This is a genomic window from Robiginitalea sp., assembly GCF_982776155.1.
The window spans coordinates 352,847-375,295 of record NZ_CEXZKX010000003.1; the positions used below are offsets into that span (position 1 = coordinate 352,847).

General features: G+C 57.1%; 23 protein-coding genes. 7 read left to right on the forward strand and 16 right to left on the reverse strand.

Annotation, left to right across the window (positions count from 1 at the left end):
• Positions 1-73 precede the first annotated feature (73 nt).
• Together AC3DKS_RS07320 and AC3DKS_RS07325 are read left to right on the forward strand one after the other, a co-directional pair.
• Positions 74-346 carry a Sec-independent protein translocase subunit TatA/TatB gene (locus tag AC3DKS_RS07320; RefSeq protein WP_272607663.1) on the forward strand — a complete coding sequence of 91 codons (273 nt, stop codon included), beginning with the start codon at positions 74-76 and terminating at the stop codon, positions 344-346.
• Positions 347-351: 5 nt separating this feature from the next.
• Positions 352-933: a phosphatase PAP2 family protein gene (locus AC3DKS_RS07325; protein WP_272607482.1), complete on the forward strand. Its 582-nt coding sequence runs from the start codon at positions 352-354 to the stop codon at positions 931-933.
• Here the strand turns inward: AC3DKS_RS07325 and AC3DKS_RS07330 are convergent.
• Complete coding sequence (locus AC3DKS_RS07330; protein ID WP_272607481.1) at positions 887-1,528, reverse strand: O-methyltransferase; 642 nt, start codon at positions 1,526-1,528, stop codon at positions 887-889. The two genes, AC3DKS_RS07325 and AC3DKS_RS07330, sit on opposite strands and share 47 nt — an antisense overlap.
• A 175-nt stretch (positions 1,529-1,703) precedes the next feature.
• Between AC3DKS_RS07330 and kynU the strand changes: the two genes are divergently transcribed.
• Together kynU and AC3DKS_RS07340 are read left to right on the forward strand one after the other, a co-directional pair.
• Positions 1,704-2,999, forward strand: a complete 1,296-nt coding sequence (gene kynU / locus AC3DKS_RS07335) for a kynureninase (protein WP_272607480.1) — start codon at positions 1,704-1,706, stop codon at positions 2,997-2,999.
• A gap of 52 nt (positions 3,000-3,051) precedes the next feature.
• On the forward strand, positions 3,052-4,221 hold the full coding sequence (locus tag AC3DKS_RS07340) for an MFS transporter (protein WP_272607479.1): 1,170 nt from the start codon (positions 3,052-3,054) through the stop codon (positions 4,219-4,221).
• A 71-nt stretch (positions 4,222-4,292) separates the two neighbouring features.
• Here the strand turns inward: AC3DKS_RS07340 and AC3DKS_RS07345 are convergent, their stop codons facing one another.
• On the reverse strand, positions 4,293-4,973 hold the full coding sequence (locus AC3DKS_RS07345) for a hypothetical protein (RefSeq protein ID WP_272607478.1): 681 nt from the start codon (positions 4,971-4,973) through the stop codon (positions 4,293-4,295).
• 111 nt (positions 4,974-5,084) lie between these two features.
• Here AC3DKS_RS07345 and AC3DKS_RS07350 point away from each other — a divergent pair, with 111 nt between their 5' ends.
• Entirely contained in the window at positions 5,085-5,633 is a 549-nt protein-coding gene (locus AC3DKS_RS07350; protein WP_272607477.1) for a ClpP family protease, read from the forward strand.
• Positions 5,634-5,821: 188 nt separating this feature from the next.
• On the opposite strand, the gene AC3DKS_RS07355 is transcribed toward AC3DKS_RS07350, so the two are convergent.
• The 3 genes from AC3DKS_RS07355 to AC3DKS_RS07365 are packed head-to-tail and all read right to left on the reverse strand — an operon-like array spanning position 5,822 to position 9,032.
• Positions 5,822-7,354, reverse strand: coding sequence for a cryptochrome/photolyase family protein (locus AC3DKS_RS07355; protein WP_272607476.1), 1,533 nt, complete (start codon positions 7,352-7,354; stop codon positions 5,822-5,824).
• Entirely contained in the window at positions 7,351-8,751 is a 1,401-nt protein-coding gene (locus AC3DKS_RS07360; RefSeq protein ID WP_272607475.1) for a DASH family cryptochrome, read from the reverse strand. Before AC3DKS_RS07360 ends, AC3DKS_RS07355 begins: the two co-directional genes overlap by 4 nt.
• Positions 8,748-9,032, reverse strand: coding sequence for a DUF2256 domain-containing protein (locus AC3DKS_RS07365; RefSeq protein WP_336298660.1), 285 nt, complete (start codon positions 9,030-9,032; stop codon positions 8,748-8,750). The genes AC3DKS_RS07360 and AC3DKS_RS07365 overlap by 4 nt, the downstream gene beginning before the upstream one ends.
• A 129-nt stretch (positions 9,033-9,161) precedes the next feature.
• On the opposite strand from AC3DKS_RS07365, the gene AC3DKS_RS07370 reads away from it, so the two are divergent.
• Positions 9,162-10,529 carry an FAD-dependent oxidoreductase gene (locus AC3DKS_RS07370; protein ID WP_272607474.1) on the forward strand — a complete coding sequence of 456 codons (1,368 nt, stop codon included), beginning with the start codon at positions 9,162-9,164 and terminating at the stop codon, positions 10,527-10,529.
• A 54-nt stretch (positions 10,530-10,583) separates the two neighbouring features.
• Here AC3DKS_RS07370 and AC3DKS_RS07375 read toward each other — a convergent pair whose 3' ends face one another.
• Together AC3DKS_RS07375 and AC3DKS_RS07380 are read right to left on the reverse strand one after the other, a co-directional pair.
• Positions 10,584-11,366: a zinc ribbon domain-containing protein gene (locus AC3DKS_RS07375; RefSeq protein WP_272607473.1), complete on the reverse strand. Its 783-nt coding sequence runs from the start codon at positions 11,364-11,366 to the stop codon at positions 10,584-10,586.
• A 5-nt stretch (positions 11,367-11,371) separates the two neighbouring features.
• Positions 11,372-12,466, reverse strand: a complete 1,095-nt coding sequence (locus tag AC3DKS_RS07380; protein WP_272607471.1) for a Nif3-like dinuclear metal center hexameric protein — start codon at positions 12,464-12,466, stop codon at positions 11,372-11,374.
• A gap of 53 nt (positions 12,467-12,519) precedes the next feature.
• Between AC3DKS_RS07380 and lpxK the strand changes: the two genes are divergently transcribed.
• Positions 12,520-13,509: a tetraacyldisaccharide 4'-kinase gene (gene lpxK / locus AC3DKS_RS07385; protein ID WP_272607470.1), complete on the forward strand. Its 990-nt coding sequence runs from the start codon at positions 12,520-12,522 to the stop codon at positions 13,507-13,509.
• Between the two features lie 58 nt (positions 13,510-13,567).
• On the opposite strand, the gene AC3DKS_RS07390 is transcribed toward lpxK, so the two are convergent.
• The 9 genes from AC3DKS_RS07390 to AC3DKS_RS07430 form a co-directional block, all read right to left on the reverse strand.
• Positions 13,568-15,784, reverse strand: coding sequence for a hybrid sensor histidine kinase/response regulator (locus tag AC3DKS_RS07390; protein ID WP_272607469.1), 2,217 nt, complete (start codon positions 15,782-15,784; stop codon positions 13,568-13,570).
• A complete protein-coding gene (locus AC3DKS_RS07395) occupies positions 15,781-16,791 on the reverse strand; it encodes a type I glyceraldehyde-3-phosphate dehydrogenase (RefSeq protein WP_272607468.1) in 1,011 nt (336 codons plus the stop codon). Before AC3DKS_RS07395 ends, AC3DKS_RS07390 begins: the two co-directional genes overlap by 4 nt.
• A gap of 53 nt (positions 16,792-16,844) precedes the next feature.
• Positions 16,845-17,723 (reverse strand): lipoyl synthase, encoded by an 879-nt coding sequence (gene lipA / locus AC3DKS_RS07400; protein WP_272607467.1) that lies wholly within the window; start codon positions 17,721-17,723, stop codon positions 16,845-16,847.
• Between the two features lie 53 nt (positions 17,724-17,776).
• On the reverse strand, positions 17,777-18,352 hold the full coding sequence (locus AC3DKS_RS07405) for an RNA polymerase sigma factor (RefSeq protein ID WP_041327314.1): 576 nt from the start codon (positions 18,350-18,352) through the stop codon (positions 17,777-17,779).
• 47 nt (positions 18,353-18,399) lie between these two features.
• Positions 18,400-18,600: a hypothetical protein gene (locus AC3DKS_RS07410; RefSeq protein WP_015755677.1), complete on the reverse strand. Its 201-nt coding sequence runs from the start codon at positions 18,598-18,600 to the stop codon at positions 18,400-18,402.
• Positions 18,601-18,674: 74 nt separating this feature from the next.
• Complete coding sequence (locus AC3DKS_RS07415) at positions 18,675-19,433, reverse strand: anti-sigma factor (RefSeq protein WP_015755676.1); 759 nt, start codon at positions 19,431-19,433, stop codon at positions 18,675-18,677.
• Entirely contained in the window at positions 19,430-19,996 is a 567-nt protein-coding gene (locus tag AC3DKS_RS07420; protein ID WP_015755675.1) for an RNA polymerase sigma factor, read from the reverse strand. The genes AC3DKS_RS07415 and AC3DKS_RS07420 overlap by 4 nt, the downstream gene beginning before the upstream one ends.
• 225 nt (positions 19,997-20,221) lie before the next feature.
• Positions 20,222-21,235 carry a UDP-N-acetylmuramate dehydrogenase gene (murB, locus tag AC3DKS_RS07425; protein WP_015755674.1) on the reverse strand — a complete coding sequence of 338 codons (1,014 nt, stop codon included), beginning with the start codon at positions 21,233-21,235 and terminating at the stop codon, positions 20,222-20,224.
• The gene (locus AC3DKS_RS07430; protein WP_015755673.1) at positions 21,225-22,424 is read right to left on the reverse strand and encodes a pyridoxal phosphate-dependent aminotransferase; all 1,200 of its coding nucleotides are present in this window, start codon (positions 22,422-22,424) and stop codon (positions 21,225-21,227) included. The genes murB and AC3DKS_RS07430 overlap by 11 nt, the downstream gene beginning before the upstream one ends.
• Positions 22,425-22,449 lie beyond the last annotated feature (25 nt).

Below are 22,449 nucleotides of genomic sequence, written 5' to 3' on the forward strand. Positions count from 1 at the left end.
AAAAAGTCCCGGCCTGCGAACCGGGACTTTTTTTATGCGGGCTGCGAAACTTACGTATATTTGTGGTATGGCAATGCATTTCTTATTTATAAGCGGGGCAGAGATATTCTTTATTCTCTTTATCGTGGTGATGGTTTTTGGAGCGGATAAAATCCCGGGGATTGCCAAAGGCCTGGGTCAGGGTATGCGCCAGCTCAAAGACGCAACCGACGACATCAAGCGCGAGATCCACAAAAGCGCGGAAAAACAGGGAATCGACACCTCCTTTACCAAGGAGATTGAGAAAGACCTCAAGGACGTCAAGAAGAACATCGACGACGTAGGCGGGACCATCCGCCGCAAGTAAGCCCTATGCTGGAACGCATCCTCAAGTGGGATCAGGAAACCTTTATCTACCTGAACGGCCTCGGGATAGAACGCTATGACGCGTTTTGGTCCGGGGTAACCGATATCGATACCTGGATTCCGCTGTTTGTCCTTTTTTTCCTGCTGATCCTCAAGAAATTCCCCTTGCGGCAGGCGCTGCTCATGTGCGGCATTACCCTGTTGCTCGTCCTGTGGATTGTCTGGTTCACGGATTTTACCAAAGAGTACGTGGCCCGGCTGCGCCCCAACAACAACGAGGATATCAACACGCTTATCCGAATCTTGAGGAGCCCGGCAAACTTCAGTTTTTTTTCCGGCCATGCAGCCAGTTCCTTTTCGGTAACCACGCTGATGGTGCTTTTCCTCCGCAAGCAGTACCGGTGGGTGTATGTCTTTTACATCTGGCCCCTGTTGTTCGCCTTCAGCCGGATCTATGTGGGGGTTCACTACCCGGTGGACATCCTGGCAGGGGCGGGCGTCGGTTTCCTGACGGGCTGGGGCTTTTACCGGATTTACCGCCTTACCGCACCATACATCCCGTCAGGCCGTCCCGAATCGGGAGCATGACCACCTGCAGGCGGGGGTCCTTTGGCAGGGCGGCATTCAGTTTTTTCAGGGAATCGGTTACCCGGTCATTGGCCGAATCGTCCAGGACCTTGCCGGACCAGAGGACATTGTCCAGGAGGATCAGGCTCCCGCTCCGCGTAAGCGGTATAATGGCTTCGAGGTAATCTGCATACTCCTCTTTTTCCGCGTCTATAAAAACCAGGTCGAAGGTGTGTTGTTTGAGCCCGGGCAATACCTCAAGGGCCAGGCCGGTATGCTGGATAATTTGGTCGCCGTAGGGACTCCGGTCGAAATACCGCCGCTGCATGCCGCTGAGTTCCTCGTTCTTGTCGATGGTGTGCAATTGCCCGCCTTTGGCCAGGCCCTCGGCCAGGCACAGGGCAGAATACCCGGTGTAGGTGCCTATTTCCAGGATACGGTCCGGGCGCATCAGCCGGGAGAACAGGCTAAGGACCCGGCCCTGGTGGTGGCCGGTAATCATCCGGGGCCGCAGGACCTTCAGGTGGGTTTCCCGCGTAAGTTCCGCAAGGAGTTCGGGTTCCGGCTCGCTGGAGGCGGCAATATAGGCTTCGAGTTCCCGGGAGAGGAAGTGCATGTTTCGTTTTTGGCAAAAATACGAAATCCGCCGGGGGAGGCCCCAACCGCAGAGGGAGGCCCCAGGGATTGGCGGAGACCCCAACCGCAGAGGGAGGTCCCAACCGCCCGAATTCCGCGGCCGCTGTTTATCGGCAACTTCCTCGTATTTTTGAAGGTAAAGAACCAGACGCCCTATGAGATTCGAGAATACCGAGGCCTTTGCCAGGAAAATGGATGCCGAAGACCCGCTTGGCCGCTACAGGGAGGCCTTTCTCTTCCCCCGGCACAACGGAAAAGAAATCATCTATTTTACCGGGAATTCCCTGGGGCTCCAGCCGCGGAAGGCGGCCGGCAAGGTCCGGGAGGTACTGACCGATTGGGAGGAACTCGCCGTGGAGGGCCATTTCCGGGCAAAAAACCCCTGGTGGGAATACCACGAGCAGCTTGCGCCCTACCTGGAAAAGATTGTCGGGGCGAAACCCGGGGAGGTAACCGTGATGAATACGCTTACGGTGAACCTGCACCTGCTGATGGTTTCCTTTTACCGGCCGCAGGGCAAACGGATTAAGATCCTCTGCGAGGAGAAAGCCTTTCCGTCTGACCAGTACATGTTGCAAAGCCAGTTGCGTTTCCACGGGTACGACCCCGCCGAGACGCTTGTAGAAGTCCGGAAACGCCCGGGCGAACACCATTGGCGGACGGAGGATATCCTCGCCGCCATAGAAGAACATTCGGATTCCCTGGCCCTGGTGTTGATGGGTGGGGTGAACTATTACAACGGACAGGTCCTGGACATGGAAGCCATTACCCGTGCGGGGCAGGCGGCCGGTGCGATTGTGGGCTGGGACCTGGCCCATGCAGCCGGGAATGTCTGGCTGGACCTCCATGGCTGGGGGGTGGACTTTGCCGCCTGGTGCAGCTACAAATACATGAATAGTGGCCCGGGGAACGCCTCCGGGGTATTTATCCACCAGCGACACCTGGACCGGAGGGACATCCGGCGGTTTGAGGGTTGGTGGGGAACGCGGAAGGAAACGCGGTTTCTGATGCAGCCCGAATTCGACCCCATGCCCACGGCCGATGCCTGGCAGCTGAGCAACCCGCCCATCCTGGCCCTGGCCCCGTACCTGGCTTCCCTGGAACTCTTTGACGAGGTGGGGATGGAGGCCCTGATCGCCAAACGCGACCTGCTCACCGGCTACCTGGAATTCATCTTACGGGAGGTGGACAAAGAGGTGGACAGCCGCTTCGAAATCATCACCCCGGCAGACCGGGGTTGCCAGTTGTCCGTGTTCCTGCACGGCGAAGGCCGGCCGCTCTTTGATTACCTCATGGACCACGGGGTGCTGCCGGACTGGCGGGAGCCCAACGTGATCCGCCTGGCGCCTGCCCCGTTTTACTGTTCCTTTTTGGACATGTACCGTTTCGGACAGATATTAAAAGAAGGGATACAGAAAGGGTCTGCGGCAGGGGCCCCGGCAAGTAGCTGAGCCTACTCTCGGATTTTCGAAGTATTTTGCCGCCGTTTTCGAAGCAGAGCCCATGAAGTCCCTTCGCCTGATTTTGACCAGCCCGCGCTACCTGGCACCTGCCTGGGTTTTTGCCAGCCTGAATATCTGGTTCGGCACCTGGGCCATCTATATCCCTACCGTGCAGTCCCGTCTCGGGATCGACAAGGCAGACCTCGGCCTGGCCATTTTCTTTTTGAGCCTGGGGGTTTTTACCGTATTCCCGGTGGCCGCGCGGATCATCAACCGTTTGGGGGTGGGGCGCGCTACCTGGATCGGGGTCCTGGCCAGTAGTTTTTTTGCGTTTTTCCCCCTGATCGCCCCCAATTACTACGCCCTGGTGGCAGCCCTGTTTTTTTTCGGCCTTTCCAACGGGTTTACCGATATCGCCATGAATACCCTGGTGACGGAAATCGAAAAGGAGGACCGGCAAAACTTTATGTCGGCCGCCCACGGGTTCTTTAGCCTGGGGGGCGTCCTGGCCGGCCTGGGCAGTTTCCTGATCCCGGTGATTGACAGTCCGGCCCTGCATATGGCCGGGATCATCCTCCTGGTGTTGTTGGTCAATGCGGGCTTGCGCCGGCAGTATTTGAAAATTACGGCTGCCCCGGTGGAGAAGGACGGCTTCAGCCTGAAACTCTTTCGCCCGCTGCTGCTACTGGGGATCATCTCCTTTGTGGTCATGGGAGGCGAAGGCGCCGTGGTAGACTGGAGCGGCCTGTACCTGAAAGAAGTTGTAGGCTCGCCCGAGTACCTCTGGGGGGGCGGCTTCCTGGCGTTTTCAGTAACCATGACCCTGGGCCGGTTTTTGGGGGACGGCATCAGTGCCCGCATCGGGTCGGTACGCATCGTGGCCGCTGGCAGCGCCATTGCCGTCCTGGGGTACCTCTCCGTATTATGGGCGCATCCATTTGCGACCCTGGCGGGGTTTGCCCTGGTGGGGCTCGGTTTCTCGGTGATCATCCCGGAATTGTTCCGGATTGGCGGGAATGTCCGGGGGGTGGATTCCTCCCAGGGGGTGGCGTTTATAGCCGGTACCGGGTACTCCGGTTTTTTGGCGGCGCCCCCCGTGCTCGGCTACCTGGCCGAGGCCTTTGGCCTGCGCATGAGTTTCTGGGTACTCCTGGGCTGTGCCGCATTGGTCCTGTTGGCCACCGGCATTCTGAAAAACGGGGGAAAGGGTCCGCAGGGATCCGGGCAATAGGAGCAAGCGCGAGCGGCAGGCAACCCGGGTGGCATGACAAAGCCCGAACCGCAGACTGCCGGGACGATTAATTACTCCACTTCGATATCCGTAAAATACAGTTTAAAGCCCTGAGGGTTCTGGTGCAGGGTCGCTATTTTGAGCCCATTGTGGTCCTGGTATTCCTCCCAGGTGGCCGCCAGGTTCGGTTCCGGTTGATTACCCCTTCTGAAAACCCATTCCGCCACCAGGGAATCCGGCCCGATATAGAAATCGTAGGCATCCCCCGGGGTATAGCCGCCTTCATTCCCGTAGACGATGGTTAGCTTGGGCATTGTATCCCCGGAAATCGGCGCGGGTGCCGCAGGGTCCATTTCCCACTCAATGCTCTCCCGGTCCCAGACCCACTGGTAGGGAGCCAGCATCCAGTATTTGTCGTTGATAAAGCCGCCGTCTGCCTGCATCAGGGTGGAATCCACCTCGGAGCGGAGGTAGGTCAGCGTATCGGAACCCATAATCCGGGTGACCCGGTTTTCGGCCGGGTTCCAGATCCAACGGCGTTCGAAATGGGAGGTATCCCGGTCCACGTTGAAGGTAAACCGGATTTCCGACACATCTTTCCAGTTTGCGAATCCGTGGGCCGCCGCCAGGCGGTCCAGGTCATCCATCGGGGTGGGGGCCGTTTCCGGCACCGCATCGGCTTGTTTTTCGGGGGATTCTTTGCAGGCTCCTGCAAGCAGGAGGCAGCACACGAACAGGACTCTGAAAATCATGGCAATTGGTTTAATTCAAATATAGGCCATTTTGGGCGGAAATCGGGGAGGGGGATGCCTGCCCGTATTGTGATAATTTGATTATTTTTGCCCCTAAACCCATAACGGTCTATGAGCGCAAAAAAAGGAAAGATTCAGGAACAGATCGATGCACGGATGCTGGAGGAACGGAAAGTTTTTCTCTGGGGCCAGGTAGACGACGACTCGGCAAAACACGTTATCGACCGGCTTTTGTACCTGGATCTCCAGAACAACAAGGAAATCCAGTTGTATATCAACAGTCCGGGCGGGTACGTAACCTCCGGATTTTCAATCTACGATACCATCGCCTCGCTCAAAAGCCCGGTTTCGACCATTTGCTCCGGCCTGGCCGCCTCCATGGGGTCCATCCTCCTGTCGGCCGGTAAGAAGGGACGCCGGTTTGTACAGCCCCATGCGCGGGTGATGATCCACCAGCCCAGCGGCGGCGCCCGGGGTCAGGCTTCCAATATTGAAATCCAGGCAAAGGAAATTTTAAAAACCCGGGAAATCGGGGCGCAGATCCTGGCGGAAAACTGCGGGCAGCCCTTTGAAAAGATTATGAAGGATTTTAACCGGGATTACTGGATGGACGCCAAGGAATCCGTGGAATACGGTATCGTGGACGCCATCCTGGATTAGAACGGCTAAGGAATCCCACCGGCGAAAGGCCGGAAATCGAAAAGACCTTCCGGGCAGCTGCCTGGAAGGTCTTTTCTTGCATATATAGAGTCGCCGAAGCGTTGATTTCTAGTATATATACGAAGGCATCAGGGGTCCCGGTTGCCGCCAAACGGTTAAGAAATTGTGAAAACCGGCCGGAAACGAACTCAATAGCGCTGCGGATGCGCTATAATGGAGGCAGCTCGTTTTTTCAGGGCTTCCAGCTGGTCGGCATCCATTTTCTCCAGTAGCCGGTACATCATCCCCATCCGCGGGTTGCCCGCAAGCAGGTCTTTTTTGGCATCGAGGAAATTCCAGTAAAGCGCATTGAACGGACAGGCGGAATCCCCGGTTTTCTCAGAGGCCTTGTACTGGCAACCACTGCAATAATTACTCATTTTCCGGATGTAATTGGCGCTGCTCACATAGGGTTTCGTGGCCACCAGCCCCCCGTCCGCAAACTGACTCATCCCCCGGGTATTGGGCAGTTCCACCCATTGGATGGCGTCGATGTAGATGCCCAGGTACCAGGCATCCACCTGGTCCGGGTCCGTTTGGGTGAGCAGGGCGTAGTTGCCCGTGATCATCAGCCGCTGGATATGGTGGGCATAGGAAGTATCCAGGCTTTGGCGGATGGCGTGTGACAGGCAATTCATCTTTGTTTCGCCCGTCCAGTAAAAGTCCGGGAGCGGATTCTCGTTCCCGAGTGCGTTGCGGTTTGCATACCCGGGCATTTCCTTCCAATACATCCCGCGCATAAACTCCCGCCACCCGAGTATCTGGCGGATAAAGCCTTCCGCCTGCGACAGGTGGATGGCCTCGGGGTCATCCCGATAGACGGCCTCCACTTTCTCCACCACTTCCCGGGGGGATAGCATCTTGGTATTCAATGCAAATGACAGGCGGGAGTGGAACAGGTATTTTTCCCCGGTATGCATGGCATCCTGGAAATCCCCGAAGTGCACAAGCAGGGAATCGCAGAAATGCCGGAGCATGGCCAGGCCGTCTGCCCGGGAGGTGGGCCAGTTAAAGCTGCCTGCATCCACATTCCCGATGGTTTCCACCCCGGCGTCCCGGATTTCCCGCTCCAGGTCAATCAGGTCTTTGCGAAACCCTCGTTCGTGGGGGATTTCGGGCTCCCCCTTCCATTTCTTCCGGTTGTCCCCGTCAAAATTCCAGCGGCCGCCCAGCGGGTCCCCCCCTTCCATCAATACATCGTATTTCCGGCGCATCATGCGGTAGAACGGTTCCATGACGCATTGTTTCTTCCCCTCAAAAAATTCGGCGAGTTCCGATCGATCCGTGTAAAAATGTTCGGTATCCACCGCCTCCGTCTGGCAGTCCAGGGTCTGGCAGAAGTCCCGGAGCTGCTCGTCCAGGCGGTATTCGTCGGGCCACTGGTATTCGAACCTGTCGGCCCCCTCTTCCTCGAGGACCTGCCGGATGAGTTCTGGCAGCTTCCCGGGGTTGTCGGTATCGGAAATCCTGAAGTAGCGCACCCGATGGCCTTTTTCCTCCAGTTCCCCGGCAAAATTCCGCATGGAGGCAAAGAAGCCCAGGACCTTCTGGATGTGGTGCTTTACATAATCGGTTTCCTGGCGCATCTCGGCCATCAGGTAAACCACCTCCGGGTCTGTTTTGCCATACCAGCTGTGTTTGGCGTTGAGCTGGTCGCCCAGGATGAGCCGTACAGTTCTCATGGGTGATTTTTGGATTTTGACGGAATCGGAAGCCCCTCGGCCGGTGGGGCCTGTAACCCGGCAGGAGTGGGCAGGTCCCCGGGTGCCGGGGGAGAGGCGTCGAAAAGGGAAGCTTGCAGCCAGAGACGCCGGAATTTTCCCGAAGCGTCATACCGGCTAGCCTGCAGTTCCAGGTTGAATTTTCGGTTCCGGGGATCGTTGCCGACGGCGCTGTTGTACATCCAGTTTCCCCAGTTGCTGTGGACGTCGTAGTCCAGCAGCAGGTACTGGAACCAGGCGGCTCCAAGTCGCCAGTCCTGCCCCAGGTTCTGTGACCAGTAGCTCGCCGTGTTCTGCCGGCCCCGGTTGCTCATCCAACCGGTGCGGAGGAGCTCCTGCATGTTCGCATTGATAAATTCGCTGTCGGTTTCCCCTCGCGTCCAGCGGGCAAAAGCCTCCGCAGAGTTTCCCCAGTTCCTTTCCACCTCGCGGATGCCGCCGGGTGCAAAAAGTTTCGGGCCCTGTTTCAGGGAAACGTACTTAAAATAATCGCGCCATATCAGTTCAAAGATCAGCCAGTAGGTATCCCGGTTTTTTTCCACTTCCCGCTCGTAGCGCTGCACCTGCCGGTAGATTTGCCGGGCAGACAGGGAGCCGTTGGCCAGCCAGGGGGAAAACTTGGTGCTGTAGCGGGTGCCGACCAACCCGTTGCGCGTGCGTTTGTAGGTGCTCAAAAACCGAGTTTCCCAAAAGTATTCCTGCAGGCGGTCCCAGGCTGCGACTTCCCCGCCCCGGAATGGGAAGGCCGTCCGGGAATCGGCCCTGGGAGGTTCCATCCCAAAGGCCTCCCACCCGGGCAGGTCGCTGTTTTCAGCAGGCGCATAGAGGGTTTCCCGCCGGGCTGGCGCATTTTCCGGCTCCCGAACCGTGACGCGTTTTTCGCATTTTTTCCGAAAGCCGGTGAATACGTCCGGGATGTCGTCGAAAGTATTGTATGGCACATCATCCGGATGGAAGAGGAATTGCTGGTAATATTCGTGGACTGCCACCCCGGAAGGCAGCCGCTTGCGGACCCCTTCCAGGGCCAGGCATTCGTCCCGGGTCCATTCCCGCTGCAGGTGCAGCTCGGTGACGCCGTATTTTCTGATGAGCCCCGGGAGGATGTCCCCGGGTGAACCGAAATGGATATGCAGGGAGATATTCAGGCCCTGGAGTTGCTCCTGCAGCGCCTGGACGGATTCCCGCAGGAAAGCCGTCCGGTAGGACCCCATCCGCGGGATACCGTAATCCCCTTCGCGGAATTCCTCGGGGTCGAAGCAATAGGCCGTCAGCACACGCTGGCTGCGGCAGGCTGCCAGCAGGCCCGGGTTGTCGGCAACCCGCAGGTCGTTGCGGAACCAATAGAGGGCAGTATTCATCGTTTCATCGTTTTTTGTGTGCGGATTTCCCGCCCGGGATTGATCTCACTCGTGCTGCCGTTGTTCCGTCCCTGGCTGCCGTTACCCGCACCGATACGTCCCTGGCTGCCGTTGCCCGCACCGACACGTCCCTGGCTGCCGTTGACCCGTCCCCGGTTGTTGCGGCAACGGGTACTGCAATACCTGACGGATTCCCAATTGCGCTGCCATTTTTTTCGCCAGCTAAAAGGGCGCAGGCACACCGGGCATAATTTTTCGGGGAGGGTGGTCTTTGAGCGCATAAATGTTTAATAAAATTACGAAATAAATAAACAAAGCAGTGTTAGGATTTCCCTAAATAACTAGTGGATCGGGCGGGAAGGGCATGAAACCGGCAGGTTTTAGTAACTTTAGCCTGCTAACCCGTGTATATGTCTAAAAAACCGAAACAGGTTGCCATAGTCGGCTCCGGCCTGGTCGGGTCGCTGTTGGCGATCTTTTTGCGGAAAGCCGGTCACGGGGTGACCGTTTTTGACCGCAGGCCCGATATCCGCACCGTGGAATTTTCGGGTCGTTCCATTAACCTGGCGATGAGTAACCGGGGTTGGAAGGCCCTGCGGCAGGCAGGGATAGAAGAGGAGGTGCGGAAAATAGCCATCCCGCTATACCAGCGCGCCATGCACGTGGTGGATGAACCGGTGTACTACCAGAAGTACGGCAAGGAGGAGGAGGCCATTTGGTCCATTTCCCGGGGGGTACTCAACCGCAGGATGATTGACCTGGCCGAAGCAGCCGGTGCCCGGTTTCGCTTTTCGGAAAAGGTTTGGGATGTGGACCTGCCCACCGCGCGCCTCTTTACGGGGGAAACCGAGAAAGGGGAGTGGGAGGAATACGCCTTTGACCATGTCTTTGGGTGTGACGGGGCATTTTCCAGAATCCGGCACAAGATGCAGCGACGCAGCCGTTTTGATTATTCCCAGGATTTTATCGATGTGGGGTATAAGGAACTCACCATCCCGCCCAATGCGGACGGGACCCACAAACTCGACAGGCATTCCTTCCACATCTGGCCGCGGGGCCGGTTTATGTTTATCGCCATGCCCAACCTGGACGGCAGTTTTACCTGTACGCTATTCCTGCCTTTTGAGGGGGAGGTGTCCTTTGAGAAGATTCAGACCCGGGACGATGCCCGGAACTTTTTCCGTAAGTATTTCCCGACAGTTACCCCGGATATCGAGAACCTGACGGGGGATTTTTTCCGCAACCCCACCTCCGCCCTGGTCACGATCCGCTGCTATCCCTGGACGTACTGGGACAAGGTGGCCCTGGTAGGCGATTCGGCCCACGCCATTGTCCCTTTCTACGGACAGGGCATGAATGCGGGGTTTGAGGATATTACCGTGCTGACCGGCTTGATGGAACGGCACGGGGAGGATTGGGAACGGGTGTTCTCCGAATATCAGGCCCGGCGCAAACCGAATGCCGACGCCATTGCCGAGTTGAGTTACCGGAATTTCGTGGAAATGAGCTCCCGGACGGCCGATCCGGAATTTTTGCTGCAGAAGAAAATTGAGCGCCATTTTGCGAATGCCTACCCGGATAAATGGATCCCGGCCTATTCCCGGGTTACATTTTCGGACCGTCCCTACGCGGAAGCCCTGGCCATGGGCGACCGACAGGAAGCCATTATGCGGGAGGTGATGCAGATGCCGGACCTGGAAAACCGCTGGGACAGCCCGGAGGTCACCAACCGGATCCTCGAACTTCTGGATGAGCAGCCGGTAACAGCCGGCAAATAAAAAACCACCCCGGTTATTAGGAGTGGTTTTAAGCCTGCGGCCTGAAGGGCCTTCTTATTTGATCTTCTCGAACAGCTTTTTCATTTTCTCCTGCTCTTCATCGGCCAGGGCCGGGTCTACCAGGATACGGCCGCTGTGTTCGTCCGTAATGATTTTTTTGCGGGAGGCGATCTCCACCTGTACCTGCGGGGGGATCGTAAAGAAAGATCCGCCGGAGGCACCCCGTTCAATCGGGACTACGGCCAGGCCGTTCTTGACGCTGCCGCGAATCCGCTTGTAAGCGGAGACCAGGCGGTCTTCGATTTGCTTCTCAAATTCCTCCGACTTGGCGATCAGCGCCTTCTCTTCCTTTTCGGTTTCGGCCAGGATGGCGTCGAGTTCGCTTTTCTTGTGTTTCAGGTGGGATTCCCGTTCGGAAAGTTTCTCCTTGGTCTCGGAAATCACTTCCTTTTTCTGTTCAATCTGGGCCTTGAATTCCCGGATGTGCTTCTCGGCCAGCTGGATTTCCAGTTCCTGGTACTCCACCTCTTTGGACAGGGAGTTGAACTCCCGGTTGTTCCGGACGTTCTTCTGTTGTTCGGCGTATTTCTTGATCAGGGCTTTGGCATCCTCGATCATATTTTTCTTGGCAGTGATCTCGTAGTTGATGGTTTCGACATCTGTTTTGAGCTTGTCCACACGGGTCTTCAGCCCGAGCACCTCGTCCTCGAGGTCCTCCACTTCGAGGGGCAACTCCCCGCGGACATTGCGGATTTCATCAATCCGCGAGTCGATGAGTTGCAGGTCGTAGAGGGCTCTCAGTTTGTCTTCTACCGTCACTTCTGTCTTTGTTGCCATATTGTCTAATAATAGTTGATGGGATTTGTTCGGGTCCCGGATAAAGAGATCGCAAAATTAGGAATTTTTTCTGTAAGATAATCGTGCAGCAGGTTTTTTGTAAACTGCTCAGTTTCATAGTGCCCGACATCTGCCAGCAGCAGCTCCCCGGCCGCCTGGTAGAACTCGTGGTATTTGATGTCGGCGGTTACGTAGGCATCGGCCCCGGCTGCCCGTGCCGCCCCGATGGCAAAGGCCCCGCTGCCCCCCAGTACGGCAACCCGCTGCACCTTTTTTCCCGTAAAATCAGAATGGCGGATGCAGGGCGTGCCGAACCGGCTTTTGAGCAGGTCCAGGAATTGCTTTTCGTCCAACGCCTGCTTGAGCGATCCCACCATGCCCATCCCCACCTGTTGGTAGCTGTTCTCCAGGGCGGTCACTTCATAGGCCACCTCCTCGTACGGGTGGTTTTCGCGCAGGGCCCTGAGCACCTGCTGTTCCCGGTTTGCCGTAAAAGTAAGGTGCAACTGGGATTCCGGCTCCCGGTGGAGGTTGCCCCGGGATCCGATGGTGGGGTTGGCATCCGCCCCCGGCAGGAAGGTTCCCTCTCCCGTATTGCTGAAACTGCAATTTGAATAATTGCCCACCTGTCCGGCCCCGGCGTCAAACAATGCCTGCAGCAGCGCTTCCCGGCCCGATTCGGGCACGTAGGTAGTGAGTTTGCGCAGCTTCCCTTTTGAGGGGATCAGGACGGCGCGGTTGTCCAGCCCGAGTACGTCGCAGATTCGCCCGTTGACCCCGCTTAGGACATTGTCCAGCGCAGTATGCATGCTATAGATGGCCACGCGGTTTTCAATCGCCTTTGTCACGACGCGTTCCACATAGGTGGCCCCGGTGATCTTTTTCAACCCCTTGAAGACAATCGGATGGAAGCTGACGATGAGGTTGCAGCCTTTTTCAACAGCCTCCTCCACAACGGCTTCCAGGGTATCCAGCGTGACGAGGACCCCGGTGACTTCCCGCCCGGGGTCCCCCACCAGCAACCCGACATTGTCGAAGTCTTCCGCGAACGGCAGGGGCGCCAGTTCTTCCAGGCAATCGGCTATTTCTTTTACGGTCATCCGTCGGTGGGTTTATGGGTTTGTTCAAAGATAAATAAACTATTTTCGCTCCTATGGAGGTAATCCGCAAGCTGCTTTGGCCCTTTTCACTGGTATACGCCGCCGCGGTATGGCTCAGGAACCTGTGCTACGACCGGGGCTGGTGTGCGTCCGAGTCGTTCGCGACCCCGGTGCTTTGTATCGGGAACCTCAGTGTGGGGGGCACCGGGAAGACGCCTATGGTGGAATGGGTACTGCGCCGCCTGCAGGCGCGTCGGGCAGCCGTACTCAGCCGGGGGTACCGGCGCAGGAGCCGGGGTTTTGTCCTGGCAGGCCCGGATACCCCGGCCGACGACCTGGGGGACGAGCCGGCACAGATTGCCCTGAAATTCCCGCGGGTTACCGTTGCCGTGGATGCCGATCGCCGAAGGGGCATCCGTAAACTCACCCGCCAGGCCTCCCCGGACCTGATTATCCTGGACGACGGATTCCAGCACCGGAAAGTCCGCCCGGCCGGGTCCATCCTGCTTACCTGCTGGGGCGCGCTCTACCCGGACCAGGGGTACCTGCCGAGCGGGGACCTGCGGGACCACAAATCCCAGGCCCGGCGCGCCGGGATCATCGCGGTGACCAAATGCCCGGAATTGCCGGATCCGGAAACCCGGGCGGAGATTACCCGCAGGCTTCGGCCGGAGGCCGGGCAGCGCGTGGTTTTTGCCCGCCTGGACTATTCGGATGTCAGGGATTCGGCGGGGCGTGTGGTATCCCCGGAGCAGCTTCGGGAAAAACCGTTTACCCTGGTAACCGGTATCGCCAACCCAGAGCCGCTGGTGCGCCACCTGAAGGAGTTGGACCTGGTTTTTGAGCACATGGAGTTCCCGGACCACCACCGCTTCTCACCCCGGGAAATCGATGCCTTGCGCAGCCGGAAACGGATCCTGACCACCGAGAAGGACGCCGCCCGCCTGGGCAGCGATTTGACGGGACATTGGGTCATCGGTGTGGCGCACCAGTTCGGGGAGGCGGATGAAAAGGTGCTGATGGAATTTATCGACTCGCTTTAGGGAGGCCACAGGAACAACGAGGTCGGGGCTCCGGGCATGGTGCTCCGGCGCATGGAATTCAGGATAGCGTTTTGCGCATTTTGGGCTCCAGGATATTCTCCCCGATCTTCTGGTAGAACACCTCGGGTTTGAACGGCTTGGTCACCACGTCGTTGCAACCTGCGGCATAAAAGGCTTCCAGGCTGTCGTCCAGGGAAATTGCCGTCAATGCGATGATGGGCGTTTCCGGGTCGAATTTGCGGATTTCCTGGGTGGCCTCCACGCCGCTGATTCCCGGCATGTGGATGTCCATTAGGATACCGTCGTAGGAGTTGGAACTCGCCAGTTGGATGGCCTCGGTGCCATTGTTGGCGATATCCGAGGTAATATCCTTTTTGGCCAGCATCTTCCGCGTAATCACCTGGTTGATCTTGTTGTCCTCCACGATCAGCAGGTGGAGGCCCTTGAAGTCGTACTCTTTCTGGGTCACTTCGAAAGGCACGTCGTCCACCAAATCGTCCTTGCATTTGAAGTCGAGCTCAAAGAAGAACGAGCTGCCCTGCCCCGGGGTGCTTTCCAGCTGGATGGTGCTGCCAAAAAGCCCCAGCAGGCTCTTTACAATGGTAAGCCCCAGGCCGGTTCCCCCGTATTCCCGGTTGATTTGGATGGATCCCTGCTCAAAGCTGTCAAAGATGGTTTTCTGCTTTTCTTCACTGATGCCGATACCTGTATCCCGTACCTCGAAGTACACCCGGGCCCTGTCGTCCTCTTTTCGCACCAGGCGGGCCAGCACCAGGACTTCCCCGTTCTTGGTAAACTTCAGCGCATTCCCCATCAAGTTCATAAATATCTGGGAGAGCTTCACCGGGTCGCTCATCAGGTGGGAGGGGATTTCGGGGTCGAAATCCAGGATCATTTCCGTTTTGCTTTCCTTGGCCGTTTGCTGTAGTGAATTCATCACCTCGGTGAGGATCTTCTTCAGGTTGAATTCCACTTCCAGCATCTCCAGCTTGTCGGCGTCGATTTTGTTGATCTGCAGGATGTCATTGATAAAGTTCAGCAGGTAATCCCCCGAAAATTTGAGCGCTTTCAGGTGCTCCTGCTGTTCTTTGCTCGGGTTTTCTTCCAGCAGGAGGTGGGTGAGCCCCGTAACGGCGTACAGGGGTGTCCGCAGCTCGTGGCTGACCGTAGACAGGAAGTTGGTCTTGGCTTCCATGGCCTGGACCGCAGCATCCCGGGCGGCGTGCAGCTCCCGGTTCTTGGTGTGCAGCAAATCGTTGGTCTTCAGTTTGATCTGGTTGTTCCGGTAGAGGGATACGGCCAGGAGGGAAATAATGATTAAAAAGGCGGACGACAGGATGGCCGTGAGTTCCGACCGGTTGGCGGATTCGCTGAGTTCCTGGATTTCTTCGTCCTGCCGCTGGATTTCCTTGCTCATGTACTCCGTCTGGATCCTATCGGCTGTTTCCAGCTGGGCTTTTTCCCTGGCGATGCCCCGCACGGAATCCTTGAAGTGCATCAGGTTCCTGGTGGAAGCCAGGGCCTGGTCGAATTGCCGGGTTTGTTCGAACATGTTGGCCAGCAACTCGTTGGCCTGGATAAATTCCGTGGTAAACCCGTTGGATTCCGCAATACTCAATGCGTTTTGGGCATTTTCGATGCCTTCGGGCAGCAATTCCTGCACCAGGTCGAGCCGGGCGAGGCCCAGATAGGCCCTGGCCCGCAAAAATTCGCGTTCATAGGGGTCGGTATTGACCAGCAGGGAGTTGTAATTGGTCTCTGCCTGCTCGTATTTATCGATACTCCGCAGGTTATCGGCCTCCAGAAGCGTAATGCGGTTGAGCAGGTTCCGGTCGTTGGTGCGTTGCCGGGCTTCATTGAGCTGAAAGATGGCCTGGAAGAAGTTCCCTTCCGAATACAGGATTTTCGCGTTGATATAGTAGTGGACCGCCGTACCGTAAGGATATTCGATTTCATCGAGCATCAGGGCGGCGCGACCATTGTTGAACTGGGCGGTTTCCTCCTTGTTGAGGTCCAGGTAAATCAACGCAAAATAGTGGTAGCAGTCTATCAGATCTTTCTCGCTCTGTTGCTCCTCGGCCCATTCGGCGGCCTTGTCGAGTTCCTCCAGGGCAAGTTCCAGGTCGTCGCGGTTCCAGTAGGTGCGCGCCTGGTTGATAAAGACATCGAATTCCCGCGTTTCCTGCACGGGCAGCTGGGCATGGAGTCCCCAGCCCGCCAAAAGACAGGAAACCAGGAAAATAAACGCAATCGTATGTCGTAACAGGCGTTTCAAATAAAGTTTCGCTCTATCAGTAACTGGATCGAATCCCTAACCCGGCTGCTATAACCGGTTTCATTGTCGTACCATCCGATGACCTTCACCATGTTGCCAACCACGGAAGTCATCTGAGAATCAAACGTACAGGAGTAACAACTATTGTTTATATCGACTGAAACTATCGGGTCTTCCGTGAAAAAAAGGATGTTTTGAAGCTCATTTTCCGAAATTCTCTTAAATGTAGCATTTATTTCCGCAATGGACGCCGGGTTCCGCACGTGGGCGGTGATGTCTGTAAGCGAGCCGTTTGGGACCGGTACCCGGATGCCGCAACCCCCGATTACATCGGACAAATGCGGAAAAATCCGGGTGAGGGCCTTGGCAGCGCCCGTAGTGGTGGGAACGATGGATTGCCCGGCGGCGCGGGCCCGCCTCAGGTCCCTGTGCGGCCGGTCGTGCAGGCTCTGGTCGGAGGTATAGGAGTGAACGGTGGTGATATAGGCCTGCCTGATCCCGCACAGCCCGTCCAGCACGCTGATCAGCGGCGCGGCGCTGTGGGTGGTACAGGAGGCACAACTGAAAATGGCTGTTTCCGGGGATAGCAGGTGGTCGTTGATGCCGTAAACGACCATGGGGATGTCGGCATCCTCCGGCGGGGCCGACAAGAGGACTTTCCGGGCTCCCTGCGCCAGGTGGTCCTCCAGGAACTTGCGGTTTTTAAAGCGTCCGGTAGCCTCTACCACGAGGTCAACCCCGTATTCCCCCCAGGGAATCTGGCCGGGCTCGCCGAAATTGGTCAGCGCCGTTTCCGTATTGCCCATCCGGAACCCCCGATCTGTAACGGAAACGGGGTGGGGCAGGGGGCCGTGGATGCTGTCATAGCGCAGGAGGTGCGCCAGGGTACGGCTATCTGCCAGGTCGTTCACCAGCACGACGTCCATATGGGGGACGGGTTCCAGCAGACGGTAGAGCGTGCGGCCGATCCGGCCGAACCCGTTGATTCCGATGGTGATTTTCTTCAAGGCTTTCAGGGGGTTTTCCCTTTCCTGCCGGGATTCCGGACCGGTAAGGTGCATCAATGGATGTGCTTGTGCGCTTTATAGGACGAGCGGACCAGGGCCCCACTCTCCACGTGCCGGAAGCCCAGGGCCAGGCCGGCCTCCCGGTATTTGTCAAATTGCTCCGGGGTAATGAATTCCTTTACGGGCAAATGGCGTTTGGAGGGCTGCAGGTACTGTCCGATGGTGACCACGTCAACCCCGGCCTCCCGCAGGTCTTCCAGGGTCTGCAGCACTTCGGGCTCTGTTTCTCCCAGCCCGAGCATGATCCCGGATTTGGTCCGGTTGGCACCCTGGTCCTTCAGGTATTTCAGGACACCCAGGCTGCGGTCGTATTTGGCTTGTATCCGGACTTCCCGGGTCAATCGCCGGACGGTTTCCACATTGTGGGATATTACCTCAGGGGCTACCTCCAGGATACGGTCCAGGTGTTGTTCCACCCCCTGGAAATCGGGGATCAGGGTTTCCAGTGTCGTATCCGGGTTCATTCTGCGGATGGCCTTGACGGTTTCCGCCCACAGGATGGACCCCATATCTTTCAGGTCGTCCCGGTCTACCGAGGTAATTACCGCGTGTCGGATCCCCATGATTTTGATGGAACGGCCCACTTTTTCGGGTTCTGCCCAGTCAATCGCGGAGGGGCGGCCCGTTTTTACGCCGCAGAAACCGCAGGAACGCGTACACACGTTGCCCAGAATCATGAACGTGGCCGTACCTTCCCCCCAGCATTCCCCCATATTCGGACAACTGCCCGAGGTGCAGATGGTATGCAGGTCGTAGGTGTCCACAAGCTTGCGCAACTGGGTGTACTTCTTACCAGTTGGCAGCTTGACCCGGAGCCATTTGGGCTTTCCCTTGGTCGTTTCGGCAGTTTTGGGTACCGCGGTGGTGCTCATAGCGAAATTTTAAGCAAATATACGAACTAAATCAGGCCTATTCCAGTACCCCTTCAGCTGTTTCCCTTATCCCGGGCTATGAGCCCGGCCAGCAACTTCTTGGCCCGGAGCAGCCGCACCTTTACATTGCCGATCGGCTCATCCAGGGCCGAGGCGATTTCCGCATAACTCATCTCCTGGAAGAACCGCAATTCGATGACACTCCGGTATCCCGGCTTGAGTTTCCGGATATACTGCAACAGGGTTTTCAGGTCCTGCTCGATGATGAGCTGGTCCTCTGCCGTCGGGGCGTCGTCCAGGACGCGTTTTACCGCATCGCTGTGGCTGTTGTCCGTGCCTTCCAGGATGTTGCGTTTGCGTTTTCGCAGCAAATCGATATGCAGGTTCTTGGAAATGGTAATCAGCCAGGTGTTGAAGGCGTAGGTGGGGTCGTAGGTGTCCAGTTTGTCAAAGGCGCGGGCAAAGGTCTGAATGGCAATATCCTCGGCGTCGTTCTCGTTCTGCGTCCTGCCCAGTTGGAAATGGTACACCTCCTGCCAGTAGGCGTCGAGAAGCTGGCTGAAGGCCACCTGGCTACCCGAGCGCGCCTTATCGATAGTCTGTAGCAGTATGTCTTTCTCCGTATGCAAAGGGATGCTTGGGGGTCTGGGGAATCCTGGGGGATGCGGTCAACGGGTCAGGCGTCGGCCTGCTGCCGGCACTCTTGTTCCGAAGGCAGTTTGCCGCACATGCCGCACGCCTCGCCATCCTTGTTCAGATGGGGGTTTTGACTGGCACAGGTGCCGGCAAAGGCACCGTCTTTCCTGGCCCATATCTTGATGGCGATACCCGCAAAGGCAAGTGCCAGCAATCCGATAGTCAGCAGGATGAGTTTCATGGATTCCAATTTGGTACAAAGATATAAAAAAAGCCCCTTTTACAAGGGGCCCGGGCTATTCGTTCCGTTGGGGTTCAGTAGGAAAAATCCGCCACGATATTTTGAACGGAGGGGGTGGTGTTGCCTCCCTTGGGTTCGATGGTGATATAACTCAGCCCCTTCTCGCCGTAGGGCAATGCCATCAGTTTGTCCTTGTCTTCGTAGTTGCGGATGACCCCCAAATTGACCATTTCCCCATTGACTTCGGCCCACATCTGGTAATCCTTGTCTTCGGGCAGGTTAGGGAGTTTCCTCACGTTGATATAGGAGAGTTTCTTCACGGGGTTTACGTAGGCAATCGCCTTGAGTTCCCGGGCTTTTTGGTTGCCGTTAACCATGAACTTCCGTGTTCCCGGGTTGTTCAGTACGATAAACTGGTTGCGGACATCCTCGAGCTGCTCCTTCATATCGGCTTCCAGTACCCGGATTTTATTGTTGACCAGGTCGTTTTCCACCTGCAGGTTCTGGTTCTGGTTGTAAAACCAGAACGACGCCCCGGCAAAGAACAGGGCGGCAATGCTGGCTGCCACGGCGTACCGCATAAAGCGCCGGCGACCTGCCCGCTCATTCCGGACGCGTTGCAGGATGCGCTCGCGCAGGCCCTCCGGGGCGCGGACGGCATGCAGTTTGGCGTAGGCTTCCAGGTTTTCCTGCAACTCCAGGTAACTGTCGCGCACCTCCGGGTACATCGCAATATAGCGTTCCACCCGGGCGCTTTCCTCAGGACCCGTAGTTTCCAGCAGGTACTGCTCCAGCAGGTCGGACTCCAAAAACTGTTGTATTTTTTCTTTCATAACGCTTGCAATAAACAATAAACGATCATTACGGCCGGGCCGTAGATCTTCTTGAGTTCCCTCAGGCCGATCTTGAGCCGCGATTTGATGGTTCCCAGCGGGATATCCAGTTCCTCGCTGGCTTCCTGTTGGGTCATTCCCTGGAAGAAGAGGGCCTCCAGCACCACCTGGTACTTGGGCTCAATACTCCCGAGGTGTTTTTGCATGTCCATCAATTCGGGGTTCACCCCGTCCACACCTATTGTATATACGTCCGAAACGTCTATTTGGATTTCCTTATCCGACTTTGTACTCAAACTGCGAAGTTTGTCGATGGCCGCGTTGCGGGTAATCCGGAATAGCCAGGTAAACAGTTTGGCCTTTGAAGCGTCGTAGGTATGGGATTTCTTCCAGATCTTCACAAAACTCTCCTGGACCACGTCCTGGGCGAGTTCTTCGTTTTTTACCACCTTCAGGGCAACCCCGTAGAGCGTGTCCCCATAGTGCTCATAGAGCAGGCCGATGGCCTTTTCATCGCCCTCCCGGAGCAGTTCAACTATATGTTTTTCGAGTAATGTGCTCATGATTTGGGCGATGGCCGGAAAAAAGCATATTGCCCGGCATCCAAACCCTATAGCCTTGTCGTATATAGGGAAACGCTAAGTTAAGAATTTTTGTTCTCCGGCGTTTTCACTTTTGAATTAGTTCGACGTACGGGAACTTCATGCCGTACGTAATGTTTGGTTAGTTTGGTTTGGTTTAGCCCCCGCTTCGGATCCCGCAGCGGGGGTTATTATTTTCAGGGGAACTTACAAGATATTCACTTCTGGCTCGATCTGTATTCCATACGTATCCCGGACTGCTTGTTGGATTTCCCGCGCCAGGGCCAGTATTTCTTTCCCGGAGGCTCCCCCGTAATTGACCAGGACGAGCGCCTGGTTTTTATGGACGCCCGCATCGCCCTGGCGATGCCCCTTGTACCCGAGCGAATCGATGAGCCAGCCAGCCGGCACCTTAACGTCCCCGTTTTCCTGCGGATATCCCGGCATTTGCGGGAAGCGCGTGCGGAGATTTTCAAATTGGGACTTTCCAATAACCGGGTTCTTAAAAAAGCTCCCGCTGTTTCCCAGTTCGGCAGGATCCGGCAGTTTGCTCTTTCGAATGGCGATAACTGCCCGCGCAACTTCGGGCGGCCCGGGAGCCTCGATGCCTTCCCGCTCCAGCCAGCCCGCAATGTCTCCGTAGCCCGTCCGGATCTCGTGCCCGGAGCGGGTCAGCCGGAGGGTGACCGACCAGATGGCGTAGCGTCCTTTCAGCTCGCGTTTGAAGACCGAATCCCGGTAGCCGAAGCGGCAGGCAGCGTTGCTGAACACCCGGGGCTCCCCGGTTTGGATATCCACGGCTTCGAGTTCAACGAGTACGTCGCGGATCTCGGCCCCGTAGGCGCCGATATTCTGGATGGGGGCCGTCCCCGTTTTCCCGGGGATCAGGGAGAGGTTTTCCAGGCCGCCATAACCCTGCTCCAGCGTCCACATCACCAGCTCGTGCCAGTTTTCCCCGGCCATTACGCGCAGGGTAACCGAGTGCGCGTCCTGGTCCAGCACTTCCTTGCCCGATGTATCCATATAGAGTACGCGGGCTTCCAATGGGGCCGTGAGCAGCAGGTTACTGCCTCCGCTGAGGATAAAAGGAGGGGGGAGGTCCGGTTCGGCTATGGCCTGCCGGAAGGTTTCCAGGTTGTCTACCCGGATAAAATGGCTGGCGGGGACATCGATGCCGAAGGTATTGAACCCTTTCAGGGATACGTTGCGTTCAATGACCATCCGCCTGGTATTTTTCGAGGGCTGCCGCGAGTATCCTCACCGCCTTCCGAAGCTGGTTTTCCTCGAGTACGTAGGCGATGCGCACCTGGTTTTCCCCCAGGCCCGGCGTCGCGTAAAAGCCGGCGGCGGGCGCCAGCATCACCGTGGCCCCCTCGAGCCTGAACTCCTCCAGCAGCCATTGGGCAAAGTGGTCGGCATCCCGGATGGGCAACTCCACCATGCAGTAAAAGGCCCCCTGGGGCCTGGCCACAAGAATCCCGGGGATCTTGCCCAGTTCTTCCAGGAGCACATCCCTTCTGCGGGTATATTCGGCATTGACCGCTTCAAAATAAGACGGGGGCGTATCCAGGGCCGCCTCGCTGGCCACCTGGGCGAACGTAGGCGGGGACAGCCGCGCCTGGGCAAATTTCAGGGCCGCCTGCATGAGCTGTTCGTTCCGGGTAATGATGCAACCGATCCGCGCCCCGCACATGCTGTACCTTTTGGAAACCGAATCCACCACCACGGCGTTGTCCTCCAGCCCGGGTTCCTGCAGGATGGAATAGTGTTTTTTTCCGTCGTAGGCAAATTCCCGGTAAACCTCGTCGGCAATCAGGAACAGGTCGTGCCGGCGTACGAGTTCCGCCAGCGATCGGATTTCCTCGGGGGAATAGAGGTACCCCGTTGGGTTGCCCGGATTGCACAGCAGGATGGCCCGGGTCCGGGGTCCGATATAGGATTCGAAGTCCGAAATAGGGGGTAGGGCGAAGTTATCCGAAATGCCGGATGCCACCGGAACCACCGTTACCCCGGTGGCCGTGGCAAATCCGTTGTAGTTTGCGTAGAATGGTTCCGGGATGATGATTTCGTCTCCCAGGTCGGCCACGCAACTCATTACAAAGGAGAGGGCTTCAGACCCCCCCGTGGTGACCAGGATTTGTTCCCGGGTAACCGCGATGCCCTGTTTCCCGTAGTAATCGGCGAGTTTGGCCCGGTAGGATTCACTCCCCTCGGAACGGCTGTATTCCAGCACCTCCGTCCGGAAATTCCGGACAGCCTCCAGGGCCTGGGACGGTGTCTTGATGTCCGGTTGCCCGATATTCAGGTGGATGACTTCCACCCCGCTTTTTTTCGCTGCCTCGGCATAGGGCACGAGCTTGCGGATCGGGGAGGCCGGCATGGCCTGGCCTTTTTTGGAGAGAGTGGGCATAATAGGGTAGGGTTTCTGCTTCTGC

Coding starts and splice junctions, on each gene's coding strand:
- AC3DKS_RS07320 (WP_272607663.1), top strand. CDS start 74: ATGCATTTCTTATTTATAAGCGGGGCAGAGATATTCTTTATTCTCTTT.
- AC3DKS_RS07325 (WP_272607482.1), top strand. CDS start 352: ATGCTGGAACGCATCCTCAAGTGGGATCAGGAAACCTTTATCTACCTG.
- AC3DKS_RS07330 (WP_272607481.1), bottom strand. CDS start 1,528: ATGCACTTCCTCTCCCGGGAACTCGAAGCCTATATTGCCGCCTCCAGC.
- kynU (WP_272607480.1), top strand. CDS start 1,704: ATGAGATTCGAGAATACCGAGGCCTTTGCCAGGAAAATGGATGCCGAA.
- AC3DKS_RS07340 (WP_272607479.1), top strand. CDS start 3,052: ATGAAGTCCCTTCGCCTGATTTTGACCAGCCCGCGCTACCTGGCACCT.
- AC3DKS_RS07345 (WP_272607478.1), bottom strand. CDS start 4,973: ATGATTTTCAGAGTCCTGTTCGTGTGCTGCCTCCTGCTTGCAGGAGCC.
- AC3DKS_RS07350 (WP_272607477.1), top strand. CDS start 5,085: ATGAGCGCAAAAAAAGGAAAGATTCAGGAACAGATCGATGCACGGATG.
- AC3DKS_RS07355 (WP_272607476.1), bottom strand. CDS start 7,354: ATGAGAACTGTACGGCTCATCCTGGGCGACCAGCTCAACGCCAAACAC.
- AC3DKS_RS07360 (WP_272607475.1), bottom strand. CDS start 8,751: ATGAATACTGCCCTCTATTGGTTCCGCAACGACCTGCGGGTTGCCGAC.
- AC3DKS_RS07365 (WP_336298660.1), bottom strand. CDS start 9,032: ATGCGCTCAAAGACCACCCTCCCCGAAAAATTATGCCCGGTGTGCCTG.
- AC3DKS_RS07370 (WP_272607474.1), top strand. CDS start 9,162: ATGTCTAAAAAACCGAAACAGGTTGCCATAGTCGGCTCCGGCCTGGTC.
- AC3DKS_RS07375 (WP_272607473.1), bottom strand. CDS start 11,366: ATGGCAACAAAGACAGAAGTGACGGTAGAAGACAAACTGAGAGCCCTC.
- AC3DKS_RS07380 (WP_272607471.1), bottom strand. CDS start 12,466: ATGACCGTAAAAGAAATAGCCGATTGCCTGGAAGAACTGGCGCCCCTG.
- lpxK (WP_272607470.1), top strand. CDS start 12,520: ATGGAGGTAATCCGCAAGCTGCTTTGGCCCTTTTCACTGGTATACGCC.
- lipA (WP_272607467.1), bottom strand. CDS start 17,723: ATGAGCACCACCGCGGTACCCAAAACTGCCGAAACGACCAAGGGAAAG.
- AC3DKS_RS07410 (WP_015755677.1), bottom strand. CDS start 18,600: ATGAAACTCATCCTGCTGACTATCGGATTGCTGGCACTTGCCTTTGCG.
- AC3DKS_RS07415 (WP_015755676.1), bottom strand. CDS start 19,433: ATGAAAGAAAAAATACAACAGTTTTTGGAGTCCGACCTGCTGGAGCAG.
- AC3DKS_RS07420 (WP_015755675.1), bottom strand. CDS start 19,996: ATGAGCACATTACTCGAAAAACATATAGTTGAACTGCTCCGGGAGGGC.
- murB (WP_015755674.1), bottom strand. CDS start 21,235: ATGGTCATTGAACGCAACGTATCCCTGAAAGGGTTCAATACCTTCGGC.
- AC3DKS_RS07430 (WP_015755673.1), bottom strand. CDS start 22,424: ATGCCCACTCTCTCCAAAAAAGGCCAGGCCATGCCGGCCTCCCCGATC.